This is a genomic window from Neorhizobium sp. IRS_2294 (genome assembly GCF_050500145.1).
In the GTDB taxonomy this organism is placed as follows: Bacteria; Pseudomonadota; Alphaproteobacteria; order Rhizobiales; family Rhizobiaceae; genus Neorhizobium; species Neorhizobium soli.
This window is the reverse complement of record NZ_CP191439.1, coordinates 848520-873997: the sequence shown is the minus strand read 5'-3', so window position 1 is coordinate 873997 and position 25478 is coordinate 848520. Positions and strand designations below refer to the sequence as shown.

Here is a 25478-nt window from a genome sequence, read left to right as displayed (position 1 = left end):
GCTCGACCGCAGCCAAACATCGATAAGGCTTTGAGAGATTGTATTGAATGAACTCATTAATGCGACACAAGAACCAATTTCTTCCTGTTCGCATATGCAACTCTCAAGGGTTTCAAAAGAATTACATTCGTCTAAAATAAACTACGTCGTCAGTTATGGAAAACACGGGAGACCACAGGATCTGAGGACCATATGCGGCCAGGCGCTTCTCGGTCACTTGTTGGAGGGTTTGCACGAAACGTGCGTAGCACGGGAGCCCGGATTCCGGGCACGCCTTTCGCTCAACCTTGAGCTCTCGGGTCGGGAGGCCGCAGGGCCTCTCCGAACCGATGCATCTTTCGTCCGAAGAACGAACGTTAAAAGATCTTCTGTAAAGCAGTTCACTGACAAGCGTCGTGTGTGTCGCCTCGCTAGTCTCCGGCACGCCCCAGTTGCCGCGGCGCGCCAAGTAATTTTCAGTTCTACCAGCTTACCACCGCATTGGCGGCCGTGAGCTTGCTTCGCAGTATCTTGGTATCGACTTTGCCGACATCGCCCTTGACTGCAAGGGCTGCTGCCGCGCCCGCAGCCTGCCCGAGCACCATGTAGGTCGGCTCGACGCGCACGGAAGTGTAGGCAACATGGCTAGTCGACAATGCGACTGGAACGAGCAGGTTCTTTACTTGGGTCGCCTTCGGCAACATGGCCCGGTAAGGAATTTCATAGGGGCCGCCAGATGAAACGCTCTGCCGCGTGTCGTCGACTACGACACCATTGAGCACGGTGCGCAGCATGCCGTGCTGGTCCATGGAATAGTATCCCAAACCGATCGAGTCCGCGAATTTCGTTTTGTTGAGGATGTTGTTCTCCGTCAGCACGAATTGACCCACCAGCCGGCGTGCCTGACGGACGTAAACCTGATAGGGAAAATTGCCGTTATCGACGAACTCGTCGGCGCAGTATCCGAACTTTGCAGTTTCGTCACGGACAGCCTGCGGCAGGCGCGGATCAGTGCGGCCGAAATAGAAATACCCCATGGTATAGGAACGTATCTTCTTCCTGATCTGTTCGCGCTGGGCTTCCGTTCCATTCACGTAAGCTGCCCCGAGGTGAAAGACATCGGTCGAGAACCAGGGGTTCGAGTTGACGTCATATTTGTCCAGCACGGTATTACCGTTGCCGATGAAGTAGCGGGGCGATAGGCCCCGACCCGACGTCAACAACTCGTTGGTAAAACGTGCAACGCCCTCATACTGCATAACATCGTAATCAGGAGGGCGCGAGAATGGCACCTGCTTAGCTGGGTTGTCGGTTACGCAGATGCGATAGTTGTAGGCCATCAGATTGGTATCGGCCGATCCGACCGGTTTCTGCTTTTCGGTGATCACACCCGGAATCAGGCCGCTGGAAGGATTGCCTGGAACCACGTAGGGGTCGATCGTAATTGCGGTGCCGTCACCGAGTTCCGGTTTTTCAAGCAATTGGGCGCCGGCATCCTTCTCCGCATATTGCGTGCGACTTTCGCGCCCGAGCACTGTGCTGACGCGCGCCTTAAACATCAGGTCGCCTTCATAACTGGCGTCGATAAACACGCTTCCGCAGAAATTGCGGCCGGACGTCATGGTAATTCGCTTGATGAAGGTCGTCTTGACAGTGCTGAGGATGCGCTGGCCATAAACGACGTTGACCTTGGCACTTGCCAGAAGCGCCTTGAACGTCGCTTCAGCCCATTTCGATTCGAAGTAGGTGCTTTCCGGCCCTGTCTGATTGTAGTGTTTAGCAGATCGGGCAAAAAACTCTTGAGCGATGCCGCCATAGACAATCCTCGCGCCCTGCCGCGGAGAGGCATCCGTCTTATTCAGGCCGCTCGACATCATGCCGCCAACATGCTGCGTCGGCTCCAGCAGAATGACGGATTTCTTCATTCGCCCTGCCTGGATCGCTGCCGCTATGCCGGCTGGCGTACCGCCATAGACGACGATATCGGCGGTCGCGCATTCGACAGCGAGCGTCTCCCGCGGCATCAAGCTGCCGAGGAGGACGAGTATCGATAAGGTGAGCTTAGTTTCCGCTTTCATGCCTGTTCCCGTCCCCGTGTCGCACTTGGCCGTCATCCAGCCCGTGCCTTGCCCATATACCCTGCCGATCGACCTTGGCGCTCAACTCGGCTACCAGATAATTCTTCACCACCGGCCGGCCGTTTTCTCCGAGTGCAGCAAAGCCGTAGCCGCCGGCAATCAACGCCATCCCGAGATCGAATTTATCGTCGCCCAATTCAACGACGCAGATGACTGGCACGACACCGACATCGATAGCCTTATCGACTGCCCGGCATGTGACGCCAGCAGTCGAAAACAATGCGGCAAGCCGCGCGGTGGCAAGCACGCGGCACTCTTCCGTCCGCACGACGTCACCGTTCATCGCCCCGCCCTGCTCGCAGGGGCCAACGCCGTAAAGCTCGAATGTTCTGCCGCCTTCGACCCAACGGTGGCCGTCAAGAATGTGCGAAGGGCGCATTGTCCAGATATCGCTGGGGGATGCGGCTTCGTTCGCCGCGGCAAGGGTGGCGTGAAAAAGACTGACCAGCGTCACGACGAACGGCAATCCAGTTCGCATACCCCTGCCTGCATCGTGTTTTGCCGGGAAATAATCGGCTTGATTCTGCACCCAGTCTATACACGAATAGTCGAGCAAAATTCAACTGTTGATAGTACAAGACTTCTGTTGACGGTGGTCTGGCTCGCTCAATAATTAGGAAGCGATATTCAGGGCGGGTGAGTTGCGGTGAAATCAAGCATGGTAGCGGTTGTCGCCGCCTTGAGCTTCTGGCCTTTAGAAGGCAGCGCCCGCGATGCGCGTCTGGCTTATGCCTCGCCTCAGACTTCCGGCAAGATTGAAGACCGAATTCGTCTTGCCTTCCTGCCGGAGGCAAATGCCGGCACGCAAGCGCATGTTATCAACTCGACCATCGAGTTGCCGGCAACTGTCGCTGAGCGCTGTGCTGCTGTGGATCCACAGCAAGTCAGCCTGATCGTTCGCAGCCTTGCTGCCGCCGAGGGCCTTGATCCAGATCTCGTCGATGCCGTTGCATGGGTGGAAAGCGGCTACGGTGCCAATTCCGGCCCCTCCTCCAGCGGCGCTCTCGGTATCATGCAGTTGATGCCGGCGACCGCAAAGGACCTTGGCCTTGTGGATCGCTGCAATGTCGAGCAAAATGTGCGCGCCGGCGTCCGGTACATGAAGCAGCTCTATACCGAATTCAAAGATCCGCTGCTGATGCTGGCGGCTTATAATGCCGGGCCGGCGAAGGTTCATGAAAAGAAGGGTATCCCCCTCTACCGGGAGACAAGCGACTATATTGTTCGCGTGCTCAACCGCTGGAAATATTCAACCATGGTCGGGCAGCACGACCAGTCTATAGCCCAGGTCAAGCAGGTTCAGGAGCCCGCTAAGGACGAGGGTGACAGCAATAAAGCCGAGGTGGGCTGGAAGGACGGGCATGTCATTGAATTGCAGTAAGGCGCTCAGATCCGCCGTCGTGATTGGTCTGGTAGCCGCGATGCTTCCAACCCTTGCCTACGCGCAGGACGCCGCCCCGATCCAGGGAGCGCTGGATTGGCTGGTGTCTCTCCTGCAGGGCGCGATCGCCCGTTCCGTCGCCATCATCGCCGTCTGCTTTCTGGGCTTCCTCGCCATGACTGGTCGTCTGGTCTGGGGCTTGGCCGGATCGATCATCATCGGCATCGCGCTCGTCTTCGGCGCGACGACGTTGGTCGATTCGCTGCGCTACGCGGTTCGCTAGCCCATGGAGGACGATCTCCCAGCCGTCGAGCCGGTGAGCCTTGCCTTCACGAGGCCGCCGACGAAATGGGGCGTCCGCTATGAAATCTTCGCGCTGAACGGCATGATCGCGGTTGTGATTTTCATCGCCACCAGCAGCTTTCTCCTGCCCATCGTGCTTGCCTTCGTCATCCATCTGATGGCGATGTATCTCTGTCAGCGCGACCCATTCCTCTTCCACATCCTCGAACGCCTGCTCGGCATGCGGCGCGCCATCCGGAACGCATCGTTTTGGGGCGGGCGGAGCTATTCGCCGTGAGCCTCAACGACAGTCTGAAGTTCGGGCGGCAGCGCCGCTATGAGATGGGAGTGAGGGAGCACATTCCCTATCTCAGGCATGTCAATGACCATGTCGTCTCGACAAAACTGGGATTTCTGGTCTCTGTCATAAAGCTGGAAGGACTGCCGTTCCAGACCATGGATCAGGCCGAGCTCAATGCCCGGATGCGCAACCGCAATAACAGCTTCCGGCTTCTCGGGTCGTCGCGCTTCTCACTCTACACCACCGTTATTCGTCGCAAGAGTGCGGTTGCAATCGACGATGATTTCGACATGCCTTTCGCGGCCGAGCTCAATCGTCGCTATCGGGAGCATCTCAGCCAGAAGAACCTTTTCGTCAACGATATCTACCTGACGATCGTGCGCCGCCATATGCTGGGCAAGATCGGCTGGGTTGACCGTGCTTTGTCCGCCTTCAGCCATGGCGCAGGCGAGAGCGAAAGCCGCGCTGAGGCGCTGCGCGAGCTGGAAGAAGCAACGCTCGCCATGGTGCAGGACTTCGCCCCCTATGGCGCAAGGCGGCTCGGGGTCGCCGAACGGCGGGGCTCGGTGTTTTCGGAGCCGGCGGAATTTTTCGCCAAGATCGTTTCCGGCGGCGATCCGGTCGAAATGCCTCTTCCCCGCATGAGCCTAGCCGAGGCGATCCCGACAGCGCAGCTCCTGTTCGGGCGCAATGCGCTCGAAATCCGCGGCAGCGGGGAGATGCAGTCGAAGGTGGGCGCCATGGTGTCGATGAAGGAATATCCGCCCTTCACGGCGCCGGGCGGTACGGACGGGCTGCTGCGCCTGCCCTACGAATTCATCCTGACACAGTCGTTTGCCATCGAAGACCGGGCTGCCGCCATGCAGATCATGCGCCGCGTCGGGAATCAGGTTGCCACCTCCGACGTCGGCGGCACGCAGATGGAAGCCTCCGTGCATCAGGGACTGGACAAGCTGGCGCAGGGCGAGGTCGTGTTCGGCTATCACCACATGTCAATTTGCGTCTTCGAAAGCTCGGTGTCGCGACTGAACCGCGCCGTGTCCGACGTGCAGTCCGAACTGTCGCGGATGAGCGTCGTGCCGGTGCGCGAAAGCCTCAACATGGAGCCGGCATTCTGGGCGCAGCTTCCGGGCAACTTCAGCTATATCGCCCGCCGAGGGTTGATCTCGTCGGCGAATTTCGCAGGGCTTTTCTCCGGCCACAACTTTCCAAGCGGCGAGACGCAAGGCCTGCACTGGAAAAAGCCGATCGCGATCGTCGAAACCGCCAACCAAACTGCATATAATTTCAGTTTCCACGTCAACGATAGCGGCAACTTCACCATCGTCGGGCCGACCGGCTCTGGCAAGACGGCGGCGATGGCCTTCCTGATGGCGCAGTCGATGCGCATCCGCCCGCGGCCGCGTTGCATCTATTTCGACAAGGACCGCGGCGCCGATATCTTTATCCGTGCGCTCGGCGGCCATTACGAGGTGCTGGAGCCCGGCACGCCCACGGGCTTTGCACCGCTGCAGATCGACGACACGCCCGCCAACCGGGCGTTCGCGAACACGCTTCTTTCCTATCTTTTGAACCCGACTGATGGCGCGCTGTCGGCCTCGGAAAAAATCGTCATCGCCGATGCCGTGGGACTGCTCTTTGAGTTTCCTCGCGAGCGCCGCAGCCTGAAGATGCTGACGGAAGTGCTGCGTGGTAGGTTGCAGCCGGGTGAAAACGATCTGGCGCGACGTCTCGAACCCTGGCTCGACCCGGCAAACAAGGGATGGCTGTTCAACAATCCCGTTGATCGCCTGGATTTTTCCTCCCAGGTCATCGGCTTTGACATGACCAGTGTGCTGGACGACCCGGAAACGCGCACCGCGGCGCTGATGTATCTCTTCCACCGCATCGAGGGCGTGCTGGACGGCACGCCGACGATGATCTTCCTCGACGAAGGCTGGAAGCTTCTCGACGACGCCGTGTTCCCGGGCTTCCTGCGCGATCTCCTGAAGACGATCCGCAAGAAGAACGGTATCGTCGGTTTCGGCACCCAGTCTGCCGCCGATATTGTCGAATCGAGCATTTCGTCGGCGATTATCGAGCAGACCACGTCCAACATCTTCCTGCCGAACGCCAAGGCGAGTGCGGCAGTCTATCGCGATCACTTCCTGCTGTCGGCGAAGGAGTTCGATTTCATCAAGACGGCACCGCCGGAAAGCCGAGCGATGCTGGTCAAGCGCGCCAACGATTCCGTCGTCGTCAAGCTCGACCTTTCCTCTATGCCAGACCTGATGAAAGTCCTGTCCGGCCGCATCGAGACGGTGCGAGAATGCGAAGCACTGCGCGCCCGCTACGGCGACGATCCCGCCCAGTGGCTTTCGCGCTTCACTGAATACGATGTGTAGATATGGTCAAACAAATGTGGATAACTGCGAAGGCAATCAGAGATTTAATGACGGGCGGCATGCCGACATAGGCTATGGTCGGCGAGTATCTCCTCGAGAAATCCGCCAGGTCGTCATGAGAGCGTGCGTGTTATCTTTTCTGCTGTCGGCATCCGCTGCCAATGCCGCGGGGATGGCTGTACTGGATATCGAGAACTTGGCAGTCGCCCAGCAGAACGCGCGGCAGACACGCGAAATCCTTGCAAACGACAAGGAACTGAACGCCAAGACTGACCAGATCGCGAAGGCGCTGACGGGATCACGCGACGGCTCGCTTTCGCTGCCGCCCGATGGGCTCGGCCGTGGGGTCGCGATCGCTGGCGCGCCCTCCTTAGGGCAGTTTGTTCAGGAAGACCGGATGAACCTCGGTCGCATCAGCCCAGAAGCACGCCGCGCTGCGGCCTTCATGATCAACGGCCTGATGCTGGCTGTGACGCTTCAGCAGCAGGCACGCAGCGATGGCCGCACTGACGCCGTCAACCAAGTTCACAGAACCAGGGTCAGAGGAAGCGTCCTGCTGGCAGCCCTTGGCGAGCAGGCCTCGCGCAATGCCGCGGTTCGTGAGCAACGGATATCGGGCGCCGCCATCGCCGTCGGTCGCTCCGAGGACATCAAGGGCGCGGTGGACGAAAACACCCGAGTGGGACTGGAGACGACGCGCGCGGTCAACGAACTGATCGCCATGCAGGCTGTGGTTCTTTCTACGACGAGCAACGAGCTTGCCTCTCAGGCAAGTCGCTCGACAGAGGTCAAAAAGCTCCTCCAATACCGGGACGTCAACCCGTTCCGCGCAATCGGCAGGGGCAGCAGCAATGGCAACTAGATTATGCGCCCTTTTTGCCTTGGCCATTCTATTTTCGGCCTGCAGCAGCACTGACCGGCAGATCAAGGCTCCCTGCGGCCCGCTGACCAGTTTCGCCGAGGCATCGCATTGCGGCGAGCCGCAGCCTGTCAACCCGTTTACCCAGATCATGGTAGAGTAGCCGCATGGAACAGGCCGTGTCGTCTGCCGCCTCCGACCTGCTTCTCAGCGTCGATGTCTTGGGAACCACCTTCATCCGCGAGGTTTACCAGTCGCTCGGCCGCGTGCTGCAGCCGATCTTCTTCACGATGCTGATCCTGTACGTGATCTGGTGGGGCTTCTCGTTAATGACCGGGCGCTCCTCGCTGTCGCCGATCGAGGCGATGGAGCGACTGCTGCGCGCCGTCGTCATCTACTGGCTGGCGACAAGCTGGGGCGCCTTCTCCGGCACCATCTATGTGGCGATCCAATCGATCCCCGATGTCGTGGGCTCGCGCATCATGGCGGGTATTGCGCTCGCCACCGGCCGGTCGGCCTACACCGACGTGTTGCATGCACTCGACATGGTCTATGCGGCCTCGATCCGGATCGCCGGCCAAATTTATATTGGCAGCGTCATGGACGGTCTTGCCGGCCTGCTTTCGGCGCTGGTGATTGTATTCTCCGTCGCCTTTCTCGGCATCGCGATCGCCTCCGTCTTCGCCGCTAAGTTCTTTTTGCAGATTATCGTTGCGATGGGGCCGCTGTGGATCGTGCTCGCCCTTTTCAAATACTCGTCGCGTTATACGGACGGATTCAGGACGATCGTCGTCCGGCTTCTGATCCAACAGGTTCTGATCTTCGCCTTTCTCGGATTCTATAGCAGCATAATCGGGCTCGCGATCGGCGCCATGGAAATTCCGGCCTCCGCGGACGTGACGCTCGGCATATCCCACATCATGCCGTTGCTTCTGGCCGAGGCGGTCGGATGCTATCTGCTGTTACAGGTTCCCGGTATCGCGCGTACTGTCGCCAGCGGAACGGTGATGGTGGCGAGCCGCTATGATGCCGGCACGGTCAACCCGATCAACTCGCTCTTCCGCACTGGCACCCAGCGCGTGACCATGCTGGCCGGCCAGACCGACGATGCTATGCGAAACATCCAGAGGGAAACGGCGCGCAACGCGACCGTTCGGCTCTGATGGAAAAGCAGCAGGAGATGGTCGACAAGCGTTACTACCAGCAGGGCGCGACATGGGAAGATGAGATCCACCGCAACCTGCGCCGGTCGCGCACGCTCGCCTGGATCGTTGCCTTCGTCTCGCTGGCGATCGCGCTCCTGTCGGTTTCCACACTCGTCCTGATCCTGCCGCTCAGGCAGTACGAACCCTATGTGGTCGAGGTTGACAAGACGACGGGATACCTCGAAATCGCTCATGCCTTGAAGCCCGGCGGGTTAGCCTCAGACGAGGCGGTGACGACGGCCAATATCGTTCGCTACATCCGCGCGCGCGAGACCTACGATCCGCATCTCCTGAAGGTGAACTTCGATCTCGCGAGCCTGTTATCGGCGGATGCGGCCGTGCAGGATCTGGTGCATGACTTCTCGCCTTCCAACCCTCGTTCGCTCGACAAGGTCAATGGCGCTGACACCACAATTTCGGTCACGGTTAAGTCCGTCTCCTTCCTCAACAACCAGACCGCCAGCGTGCGATTCTCGACGGAAAACAGCCGCAACGGCCAGATCCGGCAGAACCACTGGGTCTCGGTCTTGAGGTTCCGCTACACCACCAAGCCGATGCGCAACGAATACCGGTTCGACAATCCGCTTGGTTTTGAGGTCGTCACCTACAGGCGCGATCAGGAAAGCGTGTCGACGACACCCCCGGCAAGTGAGGCGAACCCGTGAGGCCGGCCGCTGCGATCTTCCTGTGCTGCGTCTGGTCGCTCGTCGCTGTTTCCGCGGTAGAGGCAAAGGATCCGCGTATCCGCTACGTGGCCTTCGACGACGACAACGTGACTACCGTTCAGGCGGGCCTCGGCGTTTCCACAATGATCCAGTTTGGCAGCGACGAGATCATACAGACGGTGTCGGCGGGGGATACCAAGGCATGGTCGATCGTGCCGAAGAAGGATTCGGCCATCATGTTCATCAAGCCGCTGCTGGAGCGGGCGCAAACGAACGTGAACGTCGTAACGAGCAAGCGTACCTATTCGCTGCTTCTGGCTGTATCCGACAATCCCAAGGTGATGACCGCGTTCCAGGTGCGGTTTCGCTATCCGGATGAGGAAATCGGCGCGCACATGCTGGCGCAGGCGAAGGAAAACATCTCCTCTCCCTCGCTCAAAGTCCTCAATCCCTACGGCCTGAACTATGACTACGTGTTCCGTGGAGATGGCGGGATGAAGCCACGCACGGTGTTTGACGACGGCGCCAAAATGTTCCTGCAGTTCGACGGCGACATCCCGGCGGTGTTCGTCGTCGAGAGCGACGGCCGCGAATCCTTCGTCAACACGCGCACCGAGGGCAATTACATTGTTGTCGACAAGGTTGCCGCGCAGTTTACTCTCAGGGCCGGACAGCGCACGCTGTGCCTCTACAATCGCAGGGCATCGCCGTCGGCCGGGCTGTCAGCCGCCGCGCCGAGAACGGCAAGCCAGCCACGCGGGAGCGATCACTGATGAGCCGCTTCGACTACGACCATCTTGACGGCGTTAGCCTGGTTGCGGCTAAGCGCTCGAATTTCGCCCGCAATGCCGGCTTTGTCGCACTCGGACTTCTGATGGTTGGCGGGCTGGTGCTGGTCAACTGGCCCAGCCAGCGGCTCGGCGGGATCAGCATGGTTCCGGGCGAGACTGCCGGCGACGAACGCTTCGACCCGCCGGCCTTCCCTTTGCAGCAGCAATCGCTTCCGCCCGCCGACCAACCTTTACCCCCTGCGACCGTGACTGTACCCGAGGAACCCGCGCCGGAGACGATTGTCGAAGAAGCGCCCCCGAGCGATGGCTCCGATCAGGCCGATGCAATCCGTGACCGCGAGGAAATGGAACGGCAGATGCGCGAGGAAGAAGCCGCAAGACAGGCGCAGGAAGAGGAAACTGCCAGGCAGGCTGCGCGCGATGCCATGCAGGAACGTTTACAGTCCGACCAAATGATCACCATTGAGGCCGACGGCGGCGGTCAGGACGGCGGTATCGTGGCGACCGAAGCCGACAACCAAGTCGTGCAGGTGCCTGGCTCCGACAGCGATCCGAACAAGGCCTTTCTTGCGCAGTCAGAGCAGAACCGGATTACGCCGGCCATTGCCTCAAGAAACGCACGACCGGACGCGCTGATCGCGCAGGGCACACTGATCCGCGGTTTTCTGGAAACCGCCATCAACAGCGATCTCCCAGGCATGGTCCGCGCCGTCGTGCGCGAAAACGTCTATTCGCTGGATGGCCGTCGCATTCTCGTCCCGAAGGGCTCGCGGCTCGTCGGCGAATATAAGTCTGGCCTATCTCGGGGCCAGAAGCGCGTCTTCGTGGTCTGGAACCGCATCGTGGTGAGCGACGGCACGCAAGTCGACATCGCCTCGCCCGGCGCAGACAATATCGGTCAGGCTGGTCTTACCGGCAAAGTCGATACGCATTGGGCCGAGCGCGTCGGTTCCGCCATGTTCTTCTCCATCCTCGGTAGCGGTGCGCAGATCGGCACCGCGCTGGCGCTCGACAACGGCAACGAAACTCCACGCACCATCACCTCCACGGACCCGGCGACCGGTATCACCACCACCACCACGCTCGATTCGTCCGGCAATGGGCGTGACGGCGTGATGTCGGCGGTTACCCAAGGGACCAGCGGCTTCACACAGCTTGCGACCGAATCGGCGCAGAACTCGGAAAACATTCCGCCCACCGTGCATGTCGATCAAGGCGCTGACGTCACCATCTTCGTTCGCCGCGACCTCGATTTCTCGAAGCTTTATGGCGATCCCCTGCAGGAAGAGCTTCGCAGGATACGCAGGGGTATCGCGGTCCCGCGGGGTTCTGCTTCGTCCTCCACCGGATGGTATCCGCCGCCGCCAGTATACAAATGACGATCCCCGCAAGCAGGCACGACGCGCATCATTCGCTGTGGCAGGATTTTCCGGTCCTTCATCGGGCGCTTTCCCCTGTGATCCGCTATCTCGAAGACCCTGAAGTCGGCGAAATCGCCGTCAACCGACCGGGCGAAGCCTTCGTCGAACGGTTGAAGACCGGCGCAATGGAGCGGATCGACGACCCGCGCCTGACGCAGCGGTGGTTGATCACTGTCGCCACGCTTGTTGCCAGCGCCACGCGGCAGGTCGTCAATGAGGAGCGGCCTCTCCTCAGCGCGTCGCTGCCAAGCGGCGAGCGCGTACAATGCGTGCTGCCGCCTGCCGCCCCCGATGGCGGCGCACTGTCAATCCGCAAGCATGTCGTGCGCGACCTGACGCTCGAAGACTACGCCAACGCTGGCGCCCTGCGGAACACCCGCATGAGTGCAAGGCTTGAACTTTCAGCGCCGGAATTGCGACTTGTCGATGCGATCGAGCGTAACGATGCAATGGGCTTTCTGTCGCAGGCGGTCCGTGGCCGACTGTCGATGCTCATCTCCGGCGGCACCGCGTCGGGCAAGACCAGTCTGCTTAACACACTGATGAAGCTGATAGACGACGAGCGGATCGTGACGATCGAGGACGTGCGCGAACTCGTCACACATGCACCGAACACTCTATCGCTCATGACCTCCAAGGGCGGCCAGAGCGCCTCGCTAATTACACCGCAAGACCTGCTGGAGGCCTCTCTGCGCATGCGGCCCGACAGGATCATGCTGGGCGAGTTACGCGGCAGCGAGGCCTACACCTTCATTCAGGCCGTCAACACCGGCCATCCGGGCTCTATGACAACGATCCATGCGAATTCGGCAGCCTCGGCCTATGAACGGCTGGTCTTCATGGTGCACCAGTCCCATCCGGGCCTGTCGCATGACGCGATCCTCAAATATCTCGAGGAGGCAATCCCGGTCGTCGTCCACGTCGCCCGCGACCGCCAAAATGGCGGCTTTGCTGTCGAGGAGGTGCTTTTCGCAAAGGCTGCCCGCGCCTGACGCAAAGGTTGTTATGATCGTCACGTCCGGCATGATGCGACAAAATTGAGTTGTGTTGCGTCGTTATGGCGGACACGGGAGGCTGGTGGACCTCATCAGCATAGTTGTACCATGCCGCGCGCCTTCTCGTTATGGAGCCCCTCATGCAGTTGCAGACCGGCAAACCAACCATAGGATCAAAACGACAGCGGCGGCGCGAACGGCAGCAAAGGCGCCACAGGCAGCAATTCCACCAATACGAAGTCGAATACTTCATCCGGCAGGAATACTCAGGATGTCCCGAGTTTGCGGTTGTCCGCTTCGCGAGCCAAATTTGCACCGAACCGAAGAACTGGCGGAATGCCTTGATAGCGGACGCCGTTGATCACACCATCCAGAACACACTTCGGCATGAGTTGACTGAGTATGACCAGCTTTTGCTTGTCGGCGTTCGCCGAAAGGAAGCCAGGCGACGGGTGCAGCCCAAGATTGATGCGATGATTGCGAGTTGGAAGAGCCAACACTCCCGCTGATGATGCCGACCGATCAGCATAGACGCCGATAGGCGATCGCTTTGGGTAGACCTCTGGCGAGTAAGACAGAATCCGCGCACCATTTTTCACGAAGAAAGCTGCGGGAATGATGTGGGCTTTGAAGAGCGGCTTTCCTCATCGCAGAATTTGCAGTGCATTGACTCCATCCCCGAATGAGAACAAATTAGGAACGAACTTCAGTCACAACGAGAGCCAACCATGCCCTTAGCAGCGCGTCAAATTGACTACGAACAGCCCGATGGCCGCGCAGAAGTCATCCTTGACTTGTATGCCGGTAACGCGCTTTCCGCGCTCCTCAGCATCATCGCAGACGTGGACGTCCTATGCGACAGACTTGAGACGGCGTCCTTGCAGCTAAGTTCTGGCGTCGCGCGGACTGGAAACAGAAGTTGCGGCATGAATTCCGAGGTGCAGCGGTTGGATTGCGAGTCTCGGCCGTAAAATACTGCATGGCTGGGGCGCCAGGATTCGAACCTGGGATGCCGGTACCAAAAACCGGAGCCTTACCGCTTGGCGACGCCCCAACAGGTCGGGGGCAAATCATTGCTGGCCCGGACCGGAAGTGGCCTTGCTCTAGCAAAGCTTTGCCGCCCTCTCAACGGCAAATTTCGGGATTGTCACGAATTAACGCGGGGTTTCGGGTTTACGCGCGTTGATCGGGTGTTAAACCTCGGGGAGATGACAACAAGCGCCCTTGGCGGCAGGACAGTTTTTGAGCATGCCGGAAGACCTTGATTTCGATCTGACCTTTTCGCCGTCCTACGGCGTGCCCGTGACGATCGCGGCAGGGGTGCAGCGGTTGACGGTGAACAATCCCTCGCCGTTTACCTTTCATGGCACCAACAGCTATATCGTCGGGACATCGTCGGTGGCCGTGATTGATCCGGGGCCGGAGGACGAGGCGCATTTTGAAGCCTTGATGGCGGCGCTTGAGGGGCGGCGTGTCAGCCATATCTTCGTCAGCCATACGCACCGCGACCACTCGCCGCTGGCGAGGCGGCTGAAGGCAGCGACCGGGGCGTTGACGGTGGCGCAGGGGCCGCACCGGGCGTCCCGTTCCCTGCACGCGGGCGAGATCAATCCGCTCGCTGAAAGCGCTGATACCGATTTCGTGCCCGATATCGCGGCCGGTGATGGTGAGAGGATCGAGGGTGACGGGTGGGCGCTGACCGTCCTCCATACACCCGGCCATACCGCCAACCACTGCGCCTTCGCGCTGGAAAATTCCGGCATCCTGTTTTCTGCCGACCACGTGATGGCCTGGGCGACGACGATCGTTGCGCCGCCGGATGGATCCATGGCGGATTTCATGGCGTCGGTTGAAAAGCTTCTGGCCCGCGGTCATGAAGACCGGATCTTCTTTCCCGGACATGGCGGACCGGTGACCGAGCCCGCCTCTTTTCTGCGCGGCCTGCGGACCCATCGGCGGATGCGCGAGCGCGCGGTGCTGGAGCGCATCCGCGCCGGCGACCGGTTGATCCCGGATATGGTGACGGCGATCTATGCGCGTACGGATCCGCGTCTGCATGGTGCGGCCGCCCTTTCGGTGCTGGCGCATCTGGAAGACCTGATCGGCAAGGGACAGGTTGCGACGGACGGACCGCCATCGCTTTCAGGCATCTATACGCTGGCTTGACGGGCGCTTAGCCGCCGGTGATGCCGAGCAGTTCGGTATCGAGACGGTCGAGGAAATCCTGTGCGATTTGAGCTCCGCGGCCGAGATCATGCGGGCCGAAGCGCGAGACGACGCGCAGATCGACGGAGGTCGTCTCGGCATCTTCACGCAACCGGATCACGATATCGAAGCGCAGGCCGAGCACCAGCGTGCGGGTCTCGCCCTGAAGCAGCACATCGCCGGCGGCGCCGATCGTCGGCTCGAGCGTGAGTTCAGGCCGGCGCAGCGGCACCGGCGCCACATCCGGCACCGGCGCCTGCTCGTCGCGGGGCGCGGCACGGGTGAGGATGTCGGGCTCCACCAGCTCCAGCCCCTCTGTCTTGACGATGCCGATCCGGGCGGACCGTAGCGCCTTCTGGACGCCTTCGTAGACGCGGTCGACGGCACCTTCGTAACGTCGTCCGGTGAGGCGCGGATAGGCGGCAAACTGCGCGCGGCGCTCAGTGGGCGTGACCATCGGCGGGCGCTGCGGCAGGAAGCGCTGGTCGGCTGTCGGTTCGAAGACGAAGGCAGGCGGATCGGCGATATCGGTGGAGATGTCGTAAAGCGGCGGCAGCGTGAGATAGGACACGGTTCCCATCACCACGACGGCAAGCGGGACGGCTGCAAACACGAGCCCGTGGGCAGCAGCAACGCCTCCTCTTGCACCGACACTCCAGAGCCGCGCGAGACCCAGCAGCGACAGCGGTACCGAGGCAGCCGCTATGGTTGCGGAACACAGAACAAGTGCCACGAAATCCGGCTCGTTCAGCGGCCCGAACCGATGCGCAACGGCTGAAACCACGAATAGAAGAAAAGCGCAGAAGCCGAGCCTGCGCCCGAAATAGGCGGCGCGGGAAACGGGCCGGACAAAGCGGACGGTCATTGTGTGAAAGCGGCTCCATGCAAAGTCTCGTTCCTTCTGTAGAACAGCGCGGCGGGGAATGGAATCCTTGCAGATTATTAGTCGCGGATCACCTGGCTTTCCGTCACGTTCCCAGATTGAGACAGGCGCATCACGAGCCATTCGGAGTCTATGGACAAGAAGCCGCGTTCATCGCCGAGGTGATAGACGAGATCATAGTCCGTGAACTTGGCTGTGGGTGGTGGCTGTTCGAGTTTCGCCAGGACCTCGCCACGGCTCAAGCCTTCCAATGCGCCTGTCATCACGAGCCAGTCGGCCATGCGGTGGCGTTTGGAAAAGCGGTCGTGCGGATCGTCATATGCAGCGTGCCACCAAGCCTGCACAAAAGGAAATTGAACGCTGGTTATCAGATAGAACGCAAACAGGGCGGCGATGATCGCCCATGCAACAATGCCTGCCTTCTTCATTCGGTCACACGAGTGCCGGGCCAATCCAACCTCCACTGGTGACAGGCTTTGACATGTCTGGAGCATTCCGTCGTTATAGGTTTGGTGCCGAGTTGGGATCCGCGAAAGCGACCTCCGGGTGCCGCAGCCATCATCTGGAGCCTGTCATGCGTCTTGCCTATATCGCCACACTGGCCGTCATCGGAACGGCACTCACTTCCTGCCAGACAATCACACCGGAGGAGCGGCGGGCGGCGGATCAGCAGTCCTGCGCGCGCTTTGGGTTCCGTCCCGGGACCGATTCCATGGCGCGGTGCCTGCTCGATATCGAACTCGACCGGCGCGCGGAGCGACGCGCATGGCGGGCGGAAAGCGATGCGATGATGTGGCGCCAGCCGATCGTGGTGACGCGGCCGGTTTATATTCACCGCCACTGACCGGTCAGCTCTTCGTCCGCTCGATCGCTGCCTGGGCGGCGGCGAGCCTTGCGATGGGGACGCGAAACGGCGAGCAGGAGACGTAGTCGAGATCGGCGTTTTCGCAGAAGCGGATCGAGGCCGGGTCGCCGCCGTGTTCCCCGCAAATGCCAAGTTTCAGGTCTGCCCTCGTCTTACGGCCGCGCTCTGCTGCGAGCTGGATCAGTTCGCCGACGCCATCGAAATCGAGCGAGATGAACGGGTCGTGCTCGATAATGCCCTTGCGCTGATAGGTGGGAATGAATGCCGCGGCATCGTCGCGGGACATGCCGAAGGTGGTCTGGGTGAGGTCGTTGGTGCCGAAGGAGAAGAACTCGGCGGTTTCCGCGATCACATGGGCGCGGAGGGCCGCACGCGGCAATTCGATCATCGTGCCCGCCAGATAGGCGATCGGCACGCCGGTTTCGCGGGCGACATCTTTCGCCACCGCATCGATGACGCCCTTCACGTAATCCAGTTCCTTGCGCAGGCTGACCAGCGGCACGAGGATTTCGAGTTCGACCGGCTCTCCGGTGGTCTTTCCGGCCTCTACAGCCGCCTCGAAGATTGCGCGTGCCTGCATTTCGGCGATTTCCGGATAGGAGATCGCAAGCCGGCAGCCGCGATGGCCGAGCATCGGGTTGAACTCGTGCAGCGCATCGATGCGTCTGGCGAGGAAAGCGGGCGGCATGCCCATGGCGCGGGCAACGTCGTCGATCTCGGCCTCGGTCTTGGGCAGGAATTCATGCAGCGGCGGATCGAGTAGGCGGATCGTGACCGGCAGGCCGTGCATGATTTCGAACAATTCGGTGAAATCCGACCGCTGCATCGGCAGAAGTTTGCTAAGCGCTGCGCGGCGCGCCTTCTCGGTTTCCGCCAGGATCATCTCGCGCATGATGTGGATGCGGTCGCCCTCGAAGAACATGTGCTCGGTGCGGCAGAGACCGATGCCCTCCGCCCCGAACGAGCGGGCGGCGCGGGCATCCTGCGGCGTATCGGCATTGGTGCGCACGGTCATGCGGCGGGTCTTGTCGGCCCAGGCCATCAGCTTGCCGAAATCGCCCGACAGCGCGGGCTGGGTCATCGGCACGGAACCCTTCAGCACCTGGCCGGAGGATCCGTCGATGGTGATGACTTCGCCGCGCCGAAGGCTGACGCCGTTTGCGGCAAGAAGCACCTCGTTGCGCAGGTCGACGCGCATGGAGCCGGCACCGACGACGCAAGGAATGCCCATGCCGCGGGCAACGACGGCGGCGTGGCTGGTCATGCCGCCGCGGGTGGTGAGGATCGCCTCGGCGGCGTTCATGCCGTGGATGTCTTCCGGGCTGGTCTCGATGCGCACGAGGATGACCTTGCGGCCTTCCTTGTCGGCCTCGACCGCCTCTTCGGCGGTAAACACGATCTCGCCGGTGGCAGCGCCCGGCGATGCGGGCAGGCCGGAGCCGATGACGTGGCGCTCGACGCGCGGATCGATGGTCGGGTGCAGCAGTTGGTCGAGCGAGGGCGGATCGATGCGGCAGACGGCCTGGCTTTCGGTGATGACGCCTTCCTCGACCATGTCGACGGCGACCTTCATGGCAGCACGGGTGGTGCGTTTGGCGTTGCGTGTCTGCAGCATCCATAATTTGCCGCGTTCGATGGTGAATTCCACATCCTGCATGTCGCAGTAATGGGCTTCGAGCCGGTCGCAGATCGTGCGGAACTCGGCGAATGCCTGCGGCATCAGCTTTTCCATCGACGGCTTGTCGGAACCGGAGGCAAGCCTGCCCTCCTCGGTGATCGATTGCGGCGTGCGGATGCCGGCGACGACGTCCTCGCCCTGCGCATTGACGAGGAACTCGCCGTACAAGGCTTTCTCGCCGGTCGACGGATTGCGGGTGAAGGCAACGCCTGTGGCCGATGTCGAGCCGAGGTTGCCGAACACCATGGCCTGGACATTGACCGCGGTTCCCCATTCCTCGGGGATCCGGTGCAGCATGCGAAAGGTTTGTGCGCGCGGGTTCATCCAGCTTGCAAATACGGCGGCGATCGCCTTCCAGAGCTGCTCGTGCGGATCCTGCGGGAAACCCGTTTCCAGTTCCTCGCCGATCAGCTGCTTGTAGAGCGAGACGATGTGCTGCCAGTCGGCGGCGCAAAGTTCTGTATCGTATTCGTGGCCGAGCCGCGCCTTCTCGTCTTCCAGGATTTCCTCGAAGATCTCGTGGTCGAGGCTCATCACCACATCGGCATACATCTGGATGAAGCGGCGGTAACTATCCCAGGCGAAGCGGGGATCGCCGGAATCTTCAGCCAGCGCCTGCACCGTCTGGTCGTTGAGGCCGAGATTGAGGACCGTGTCCATCATGCCGGGCATGGAGGCCCGCGCGCCTGAGCGGACGGAAAGAAGCAGCGGCTGCACGCCGGCGCCGAACCGGCGGCCGGTGATTGCTTCCATGGCGGCGATGCCATCGAGGACTTCGGCCTTCAGACCGTCGGGCAGCATGCGGGCGTTTTCGAAATAATGGGTACAGGCATCGCAGACGATCGTCAGTCCGGGCGGCACCGGCAGGCCGAGGCTTGCCATTTCCGCGAGGTTTGCGCCCTTGCCTCCAAGACGGATGCTGTCACCAGCGCCTCCTTCCGCCTTGCCATCGCCGAAGCGATAGACCCATTTCGCCATTTCGCATCTCCACCCAGTCTTCTCAAGCATTTACAGCGTTTATGATCGTTTGGGAATTATGCGTCAGGATTATGTTGCAGCGCAGCAAAATCGGTGAGTTCTCATGCCTGACAGGAAAGTGACGTGCGCATGGGTTAGCGCGTCTCTATAACGCCGCCGGAACCTGCAGGGCCTTCGATGACCATCACGAGACGGAATGCTTTGAAACTGGCGGGTGTCGTGTCTGCGACGGCCGCCCTTAACGGCGCGCTGCTGGCGGAAGGAACGAGCACGGCGATGGCTGCACCTGCCCTGCCCTTTGCCGTGACGACGCCTGTCCATGTGGATCAGGCGGCGCTTCGGGTGCGGGACCTCAAATCCATGACCGCGTACTACCAGGGCATGCTCGGGCTCGAGATCATCGAGCAGGATGATGTTTCCGGCGATCGCGTCGTGCTGGGTGCGGGGGGATCGCCGCTTCTGCATCTCGTCCGTTCGGCAGAGGCCGCCTTCGAGACGCCGGGTTCTGCCGGTCTGTTTCACATTGCCTACCTGATGCCGGACCGCGGCGATCTCGCCCGCTGGCTGGTGCATGTGGCGCAGCGGCAATTTCCGATCACAGGATTTGCCGATCACAGCGTCAGCGAGGCTGTCTATCTGACCGATCCCGAAGGAAACGGCGTCGAGGTGTACTGGGATCGGCCGCACGAAATGTGGACATGGGAGGGCGAGGTGGTGACGATGGGCACCAATGCGCTCGACGTGGACGATATCGTCGCCACTACCGACATCAACCGCGACACCTACACAAAAGCGCCCGCCAACCTCAGGATCGGTCATATCCATCTGCGGGTCGGCGAGATCGACAAGGCGCGGGCCTTCTATGGCGATCTGATCGGCCTGTCATCGACACGCGGCAACCGGGACGACTCGGGCTTCTTCTCGTCCGGCCATTACCATCACCACCTCGCCTTCAACACCTGGCAGAGCGCCGGTGCGGGAATGCGGGAAGAGACGCAAACCGGGCTCGACTGGTTCTCGCTGGAATTTGCAGAAAAGAGCGACCTGCTGGCGCTGAAGGACAAGCTGAAACAGGCGTCGGTCAGCTTCACGAGGGCTGTCGATCATATCGACATTCTCGACCCCTGGGGGACGAATGTGCGGCTGACGGGGCTGTAAAGACGCCTGCGGCGCGGATGTCGGAAAGAGATGAAAACGCTTTGCGGGGCCGGATCACATCGGCCCCGCAAAGCCTTCCGCACAGGACAGGAAAACCCGTGCGGGGGGTCTCTATATCGGCGGTACTTCGATGCTGAACTTGCGGCATCGAGGCACCACACGTCAATATGATTTTAGTTAAATTACACTACGCCGAGACGCTGATGTCCCATATGAGTAAATTGACGTAGGTAGAAATACGGAGGCCGCGACCGGTTGACCGGGAAAGCGCTGGCTCAGCTGGCTTCGCGCAGCAGTTCCGCCGTCTGCAGATCGACCGAGACCAGCTGCGATACACCCTGCTCCGCCATGGTCACACCGAACAGACGGTTCATGCGGGCCATGGTGATGGGGTTGTGGGTGATGATGATAAACCGCGTCTCGGTCGACGCCGCCATCTCGTCCATCAGGTTGCAGTAGCGCTCGACATTGTGGTCGTCGAGCGGTGCATCCACTTCGTCCAGCACGCAAATCGGTGCGGGATTGGTGAGGAAGACGGCAAAGATCAGCGCCATCGCCGTCAGTGCCTGCTCGCCACCGGACAGAAGCGTCATCGTCTGCGGCTTCTTGCCCGGCGGGCGGGCGAGGATTTCGAGGCCGGCTTCGAGCGGATCGTCGCTCTCGATCAGCTGCAGCTCTGCCGTGCCGCCATTGAAGAGATGCGTGAACAGCCGCTGGAACTGCTTGTTGACCACATCGAAGGCGGCCAGCATGCGCTCGCGGCCCTCGCGGTTGAGGCTCTGGATCGCGCCGCGCAGTTTGCGGATGGCGTCGATGATGTCGTCGCGCTCGTGGATCAGAGCGCTGAGCTTGTCGGAAAGCTCCTTCTGCTCTTCCTCGGCGCGCAGGTTGACGGCACCGAGCCGCTCGCGCTCCATCTTGAGCCGGTCGACTTCCCGTTCGATCTCGCGGATGTCGGGAAGCGTGGCGCCGGGCGCGATGCCGGCGATGCGCATCACGTCATGCGGCTCCACATTGAGCGCCTCGCGGATGCGCAGCTCGCCCTCGTGGCGCTTTTCGGCGGCGGAGACCAGACGCTCTTCGGCACGGCCGCGTTTCTCGCGGGCTTCGGCGAGTTCGGACAAGGCCGTGGCGGCGATCCGGTCGGTCTCGCGCTGGCGGGTTTCCGCCTCGACCAGCCGATCGGAGGCGGCCTTGCGGGCAGCTTCCGCCTTTTGCAATTCGTTGATCAGTGCCCGGCGGCGCTCGTCGAATTCTTCAGGTGCTGCTTCGAGATCGACGATCTCGTCGCGCGCCTCTTCCTCGCGCTGGCGCAGGCTGCCGATATGATCGGCGGCGCTGGCGATGCGGGAGACCCAAGTGGCGCGTTCCTGGGCGATGGCGGCGATGCGGCGCTTGCGCACCTCGATCTCGCGGCTCTGGCCCTCATAGGCGGCGCGCGCTTCGGCAAGACGGCCCCGATCGGTGGCGACAACGCTTTGCTGGTTCGACAGCTTGGCATCGATGGCGGAGAGATCCGGTGCGTCCTCGAGCTCGATGCGGGCATCTTCCTCCTGGACGCCGAGATCCTCGATCTGGCCGGTCAGCTGGCTGACCGCTTCCGCAACCACATCGCGGCGACGGGTGAGATCGCCGGCTGCCCGTTCGGCAGCGGCAAGCGCATCGCGGGCATCGCTCAACTGGCGGGCGGCAAAACGGCTGCGGTCGCGCGCTTCGGCGAGCCGTTTTTCCTCAATCGAGATGGCGGTGCCAGCTTCTGCCAGCGCATCCTCGGTTTCCGAGAGGATATCGCGCGCCTCGTCGATCTCGCCTTCCAGCTCCGACAGACGGTTTTTCTGGGACAGGCGAAGGGCAGCCGCACCCGGCGCTTCGGAGCCCGAGATATGGCCATCCCAGCGATAGACGGCACCCTCTCGGGTCACGAGGCGCTGGCCAGGGCGCAGCAGCGGCATCAGCCCCTCGGCGTCGTCTTGCGAGATCACGCCGATCTGCCCGAGCCGGCGCGCCAGTTCCGGCGGCGCCGTGACATAGGACGACAAGGGCAGCGCACCCTCGGGCAGGCTGGGATCAGCGGCACCATCTCCATTGATCGACCAGTGGGCGGAGGCAGAGGCATCGACAGGTGTTTCGAGATCATCGCCGAGGGCTGCACCAAGCGCTGCCTCATAGCCACGATCGACGCGGATCATTTCTGCAACGGGGACGAAGCCGCCGGACAGGGCGCCGGCGGCCAGCATGCGCGAAATCGTGCGCTTTTCGGTTTCGAGCGCGTTCAGCGCCGAGCGAGCGGATTCGACCGGGCCGCGGGCCATCAGTTCGTTCGAGCGCGCATGGGCCAGCGCCGCTTCGACTTCTTCGGCCGCGATCGTCGCATCCTCGACGGCGATTTCGGCGGCTTCCACCGCGTCCTGCCGCTCGGCCGGGTTGTCGAGGCCATCAAGCTTTTGTCCGATCGCGTCGAGTTCGCCGCTCGCATCGGCCATCTGGCGGTCGAGGCGCTGGCGGCGTTCGGCGAGGTCGCGGATCAGCCGGTCCAGCGCATTGCGTCCGGCCGCTGCTTCGGCGCGTTCGGCGGTGACTGCGGCAAACAGCTTTTCGCTGTCGGCAAGCGTTGCAGCGGCTGCCTCGAAGGCCTCGCGCAGGTCTTCGGCTTCGGCACCTGAATCCGCCAGCGTCTCGGTCAGCTCGGCTTCTTCGCCATCCAGCTTTTCGAGGAAGGCGGTGTTATCGGCGGCAAGCTGTTCCTCGCGGCTTATGTCTTCGGCAAGCTGCGACAGTCTTCGCGTCAGTTCGTCGCGACGGCGCAGCAGGCGGCCGGCTTCTTCTTCCAGCTGACCGCGGGCGATCTGCAGGCGCTGCAGGGCGGCACCGGCTTTCGCCTCGTCCTCGCGCAATTCCGGCAGTCTGAGGCTGGCAATCGCCTGCGCCTTTGCCGCTTCCATCTGCCCTTGCGCCTTTTCGGCGACGATGTTGGTGGCCTGGTTGAGCGCGGTTTCGGCCTCGGCCTCCGCCTCGCGGGCCTGGACGAAGCGGATATGCAGAAGCATCGCCTCGCGGGCGCGGATATCGGCTGAGAGCATGCGGAAACGGTTGGCCTGGCGGGCCTGGCGCTTCAGGCTTTCGATCTGGCTTTCCAGCTGGGCGACGACATCTTCCAGCCGCTCCAGATTGGTTTCGGCGGCGCGCAGGCGAAGTTCGGCCTCATGGCGGCGCGAATGCAGGCCGGAAATGCCGGCGGCTTCTTCGAGAAGCTGGCGACGGGCCTGGGGCTTGGCATTGATCAGCTCGCCGATCCGCCCCTGCCCAACCATGGAGGGCGAGCGGGCGCCTGTCGAGGCATCCGCGAACAGGAGCTGCACATCCTTGGCGCGGGCTTCCTTGCCGTTGATGCGGTAGAGCGAGCCGTTCTCGCGCTCGATGCGGCGCGACACCTGGATCTCATCGGCATCGTTGAAGGCGGCGGGTGCCGTATGATCGGAATTGTCGAGATAGAGGCCGACTTCGGCGCTGTTTCGGGCCGGACGGTTGCCCGAGCCCGAAAAGATGACGTCGTCCATGCCGGACGCGCGCATGTTCTTGTAGGAGTTTTCGCCCATCACCCAGCGCAGCGCTTCGACAAGGTTGGACTTGCCGCAGCCATTGGGGCCGACCACGCCGGTCAGCCCTCGCTCGATGATGAATTCCGTCGGCTCGACGAAGGACTTGAAGCCAACGACGCGCAGCTTGTTGAATTTCATGCTGCGCCCTTTCTCCCGCCGACGGGTCCCCTACCCGCCGGGGTGGCGATCTTACAGAAGGCTGTCGAAAAGCTTCGACATGGAGTCAACCGTCATATCTCCGGAGTATTTCTTGCCGTTGATCAGGAAGGTCGGTGTGGAATTGACGCCGAATTCCTCGTTGCCCCGCTTAACGACGGTATTAATGTCGTCGAGAAGCTTCTGGTTCGTCAAGCAGGCTTCGAAACTCTGCTGTGAGTAACCTGCAAGCTTGACCGACTGCAGGAGGGCGCCGCGCACATCCTTGTCGGCAGGGGCCGCCCAGGCGCGCTGCTGCTTGAACAGCATCGACACCATCGGGTAATACTGCGCAGACGTTGCGAGTTCGGCCGGGTTCTGCGGGTTGCAGCGGGCCAGCATGAAGGCAGCGGTCGCGACCGGATCGAACGGGAATTCGCGGATGATGAAGCGAACCTTCCCGGTATCGATATAGTTCTTCTTGATCGTCTCGAACGTGGTGTTGTGGAAGTGTGCGCAATGCGGGCAGGTCATCGACATGTATTCGATGACGGTGACCTTGGCGTTTTCTTCACCAAGCGCCATTTCCGGCAGGGTGCCAGGCTTCAGCGCCGCCGCCATATCCACATCGCCCTGCGATTCCGGAAGGGCCTGGGCAAAGGCGTCGGAGATGCCGAGCGGCAGCGACAGGCAAAGCGCCGTGACCGCCACTCCGCCGAGAAGCGCGCGTCTGGTGATGGTCTTATCGTTCAACTGCATGGAACACCCGTGTTCGAGATTTGAAAAAGTTTGATATTCCGTATCGTGGCGCCTTGGCCCCGACAAGCGGTGGAGTGTTAAATCCCTTCAAAGAATTGTGACGAAATGGCGGTGCGAGGGATAGTTCGGTGTATTCCTCGGCCTTTTCCGCTCTGTTGCGTCACGATGCGTATGCTAGTCGGAGGGAACCTGGCCCTGCGATGAAAAGAGTTATTTCAGCCCAAGGACTTGGGCTGGCTGGATTCCTGTGACGAGCACAGGAATGAGAGTGGCGGGGGCCCTGGAACTCTCATTTGCGCTTCTGCTGGAGAACGGCGGTGCCGAGCCTGGCGACGGCTTTCTTCAGCGCTTCGCTTTCGATCCCTTCCATCATGCCCTCCAGCCGTTTTGCCGCTTCGCCTTTGAGCGGCTGCAGTTTGCGCGGATGCTTGAACGTCTGCGATACCGCCTTCTGCACGATGCGGATCTGGCGCACGGCCGGAAAGCCGAAAAACCCGTTGATGCGGGCGATCAGTTCGCCCTGGGCATGGCCGAGGAACAGTGCGCGAGACCCTTCGCAGGCGATAGTGAGGACACCAGGCTGGTGGCCTCCCTCGCTATAGCCATCGTTATAGCGCGACCAAGCGATCTTTTCCGGCCGCGTGCAATCGGCGAAATCCTCGCCGGCGATCGCGTCCCAGGAGCCGAGCAGCGCGGTGGATATGCCGGCGCGGCGTGCCAGCACCGGATCGATGATGCCGTTCGCCACTTCGGAGATCTGCAGCGCGCCTTTGCGGCGGAACGGAGGTTTCGGAGCATTCATCGCTGGATAACTGGC

The 25478-nt window shown here is 61.4% G+C and carries 23 protein-coding genes and 1 tRNA gene; 15 read left to right on the top strand and 9 right to left on the bottom strand.

Annotated features, from left to right (window positions below):
* Positions 1–461: 461 nt before the first annotated feature.
* The gene (locus tag ACQY1K_RS04085; RefSeq protein WP_430258374.1) at positions 462–2057 is read right to left on the bottom strand and encodes an FAD-dependent oxidoreductase; all 1596 of its coding nucleotides are present in this window, start codon (positions 2055–2057) and stop codon (positions 462–464) included.
* Positions 2041–2673 carry a hypothetical protein gene (locus tag ACQY1K_RS04080; protein WP_430258373.1) on the bottom strand — a complete coding sequence of 211 codons (633 nt, stop codon included), beginning with the start codon at positions 2671–2673 and terminating at the stop codon, positions 2041–2043. The genes ACQY1K_RS04085 and ACQY1K_RS04080 overlap by 17 nt, the downstream gene beginning before the upstream one ends.
* A 102-nt stretch (positions 2674–2775) precedes the next feature.
* Between ACQY1K_RS04080 and ACQY1K_RS04075 the strand changes: the two genes are divergently transcribed.
* The 12 genes from ACQY1K_RS04075 (at position 2776) to ACQY1K_RS04020 (ending at position 12910) form a co-directional block, all read left to right on the top strand.
* Positions 2776–3498 (top strand): lytic transglycosylase domain-containing protein, encoded by a 723-nt coding sequence (locus ACQY1K_RS04075; RefSeq protein ID WP_062453583.1) that lies wholly within the window; start codon positions 2776–2778, stop codon positions 3496–3498.
* A 40-nt stretch (positions 3499–3538) separates the two neighbouring features.
* Entirely contained in the window at positions 3539–3781 is a 243-nt protein-coding gene (locus ACQY1K_RS04070; RefSeq protein ID WP_062453584.1) for a TrbC/VirB2 family protein, read from the top strand.
* A gap of 3 nt (positions 3782–3784) precedes the next feature.
* Entirely contained in the window at positions 3785–4078 is a 294-nt protein-coding gene (locus ACQY1K_RS04065) for a type IV secretion system protein VirB3 (RefSeq protein ID WP_430258372.1), read from the top strand.
* Complete coding sequence (locus ACQY1K_RS04060) at positions 4075–6465, top strand: VirB4 family type IV secretion/conjugal transfer ATPase (RefSeq protein ID WP_430258371.1); 2391 nt, start codon at positions 4075–4077, stop codon at positions 6463–6465. Before ACQY1K_RS04065 ends, ACQY1K_RS04060 begins: the two co-directional genes overlap by 4 nt.
* A gap of 127 nt (positions 6466–6592) precedes the next feature.
* The gene (locus ACQY1K_RS04055; protein ID WP_430258370.1) at positions 6593–7327 is read left to right on the top strand and encodes a hypothetical protein; all 735 of its coding nucleotides are present in this window, start codon (positions 6593–6595) and stop codon (positions 7325–7327) included.
* On the top strand, positions 7317–7487 hold the full coding sequence (locus ACQY1K_RS04050; RefSeq protein WP_430258369.1) for a hypothetical protein: 171 nt from the start codon (positions 7317–7319) through the stop codon (positions 7485–7487). The genes ACQY1K_RS04055 and ACQY1K_RS04050 overlap by 11 nt, the downstream gene beginning before the upstream one ends.
* Before the next feature lie 4 nt (positions 7488–7491).
* Entirely contained in the window at positions 7492–8487 is a 996-nt protein-coding gene (locus ACQY1K_RS04045) for a type IV secretion system protein (RefSeq protein WP_430258368.1), read from the top strand.
* Between the two features lie 17 nt (positions 8488–8504).
* Positions 8505–9194 carry a virB8 family protein gene (locus ACQY1K_RS04040; RefSeq protein WP_430258367.1) on the top strand — a complete coding sequence of 230 codons (690 nt, stop codon included), beginning with the start codon at positions 8505–8507 and terminating at the stop codon, positions 9192–9194.
* On the top strand, positions 9191–9967 hold the full coding sequence (locus ACQY1K_RS04035; protein WP_113109625.1) for a TrbG/VirB9 family P-type conjugative transfer protein: 777 nt from the start codon (positions 9191–9193) through the stop codon (positions 9965–9967). The genes ACQY1K_RS04040 and ACQY1K_RS04035 overlap by 4 nt, the downstream gene beginning before the upstream one ends.
* Positions 9967–11364 carry a type IV secretion system protein VirB10 gene (gene virB10 / locus ACQY1K_RS04030; RefSeq protein WP_430258366.1) on the top strand — a complete coding sequence of 466 codons (1398 nt, stop codon included), beginning with the start codon at positions 9967–9969 and terminating at the stop codon, positions 11362–11364. Before ACQY1K_RS04035 ends, virB10 begins: the two co-directional genes overlap by 1 nt.
* Positions 11361–12398, top strand: coding sequence for a P-type DNA transfer ATPase VirB11 (gene virB11, locus ACQY1K_RS04025; protein ID WP_430258365.1), 1038 nt, complete (start codon positions 11361–11363; stop codon positions 12396–12398). The genes virB10 and virB11 overlap by 4 nt, the downstream gene beginning before the upstream one ends.
* A gap of 143 nt (positions 12399–12541) precedes the next feature.
* A complete protein-coding gene (locus ACQY1K_RS04020; RefSeq protein WP_430258364.1) occupies positions 12542–12910 on the top strand; it encodes a DUF2293 domain-containing protein in 369 nt (122 codons plus the stop codon).
* A 471-nt stretch (positions 12911–13381) separates the two neighbouring features.
* On the opposite strand, the gene ACQY1K_RS04015 is transcribed toward ACQY1K_RS04020, so the two are convergent.
* Positions 13382–13455 (bottom strand) — tRNA-Gln (locus ACQY1K_RS04015).
* Between the two features lie 194 nt (positions 13456–13649).
* Between ACQY1K_RS04015 and ACQY1K_RS04010 the strand changes: the two genes are divergently transcribed.
* Positions 13650–14567 (top strand): MBL fold metallo-hydrolase, encoded by a 918-nt coding sequence (locus ACQY1K_RS04010; protein WP_430258363.1) that lies wholly within the window; start codon positions 13650–13652, stop codon positions 14565–14567.
* Between the two features lie 7 nt (positions 14568–14574).
* Here ACQY1K_RS04010 and ACQY1K_RS04005 read toward each other — a convergent pair whose 3' ends face one another.
* A complete protein-coding gene (locus ACQY1K_RS04005; RefSeq protein ID WP_430258362.1) occupies positions 14575–15471 on the bottom strand; it encodes a DUF1499 domain-containing protein in 897 nt (298 codons plus the stop codon).
* Between the two features lie 77 nt (positions 15472–15548).
* Complete coding sequence (locus tag ACQY1K_RS04000; protein WP_430258361.1) at positions 15549–15917, bottom strand: hypothetical protein; 369 nt, start codon at positions 15915–15917, stop codon at positions 15549–15551.
* A 146-nt stretch (positions 15918–16063) separates the two neighbouring features.
* On the opposite strand from ACQY1K_RS04000, the gene ACQY1K_RS03995 reads away from it, so the two are divergent.
* Positions 16064–16333 (top strand): hypothetical protein, encoded by a 270-nt coding sequence (locus ACQY1K_RS03995; protein ID WP_430240882.1) that lies wholly within the window; start codon positions 16064–16066, stop codon positions 16331–16333.
* 4 nt (positions 16334–16337) lie between these two features.
* Here ACQY1K_RS03995 and ppdK read toward each other — a convergent pair whose 3' ends face one another.
* Entirely contained in the window at positions 16338–19010 is a 2673-nt protein-coding gene (gene ppdK, locus ACQY1K_RS03990) for a pyruvate, phosphate dikinase (RefSeq protein ID WP_430258360.1), read from the bottom strand.
* 177 nt (positions 19011–19187) lie between these two features.
* Between ppdK and ACQY1K_RS03985 the strand changes: the two genes are divergently transcribed.
* Complete coding sequence (locus ACQY1K_RS03985; RefSeq protein ID WP_430258359.1) at positions 19188–20168, top strand: VOC family protein; 981 nt, start codon at positions 19188–19190, stop codon at positions 20166–20168.
* A gap of 275 nt (positions 20169–20443) precedes the next feature.
* On the opposite strand, the gene ACQY1K_RS03980 is transcribed toward ACQY1K_RS03985, so the two are convergent.
* The 3 genes from ACQY1K_RS03980 to ACQY1K_RS03970 all read right to left on the bottom strand — a co-directional run bounded on the left by ACQY1K_RS03980 (position 20444) and on the right by ACQY1K_RS03970 (position 25463).
* Entirely contained in the window at positions 20444–23905 is a 3462-nt protein-coding gene (locus ACQY1K_RS03980; protein WP_430258358.1) for a chromosome segregation SMC family protein, read from the bottom strand.
* Positions 23906–23956: 51 nt separating this feature from the next.
* Positions 23957–24661: a DsbA family protein gene (locus ACQY1K_RS03975; RefSeq protein WP_113109616.1), complete on the bottom strand. Its 705-nt coding sequence runs from the start codon at positions 24659–24661 to the stop codon at positions 23957–23959.
* A 289-nt stretch (positions 24662–24950) separates the two neighbouring features.
* Positions 24951–25463 (bottom strand): DUF721 domain-containing protein, encoded by a 513-nt coding sequence (locus ACQY1K_RS03970; RefSeq protein ID WP_430258357.1) that lies wholly within the window; start codon positions 25461–25463, stop codon positions 24951–24953.
* Between the last annotated feature and the right edge of the window lie 15 nt (positions 25464–25478).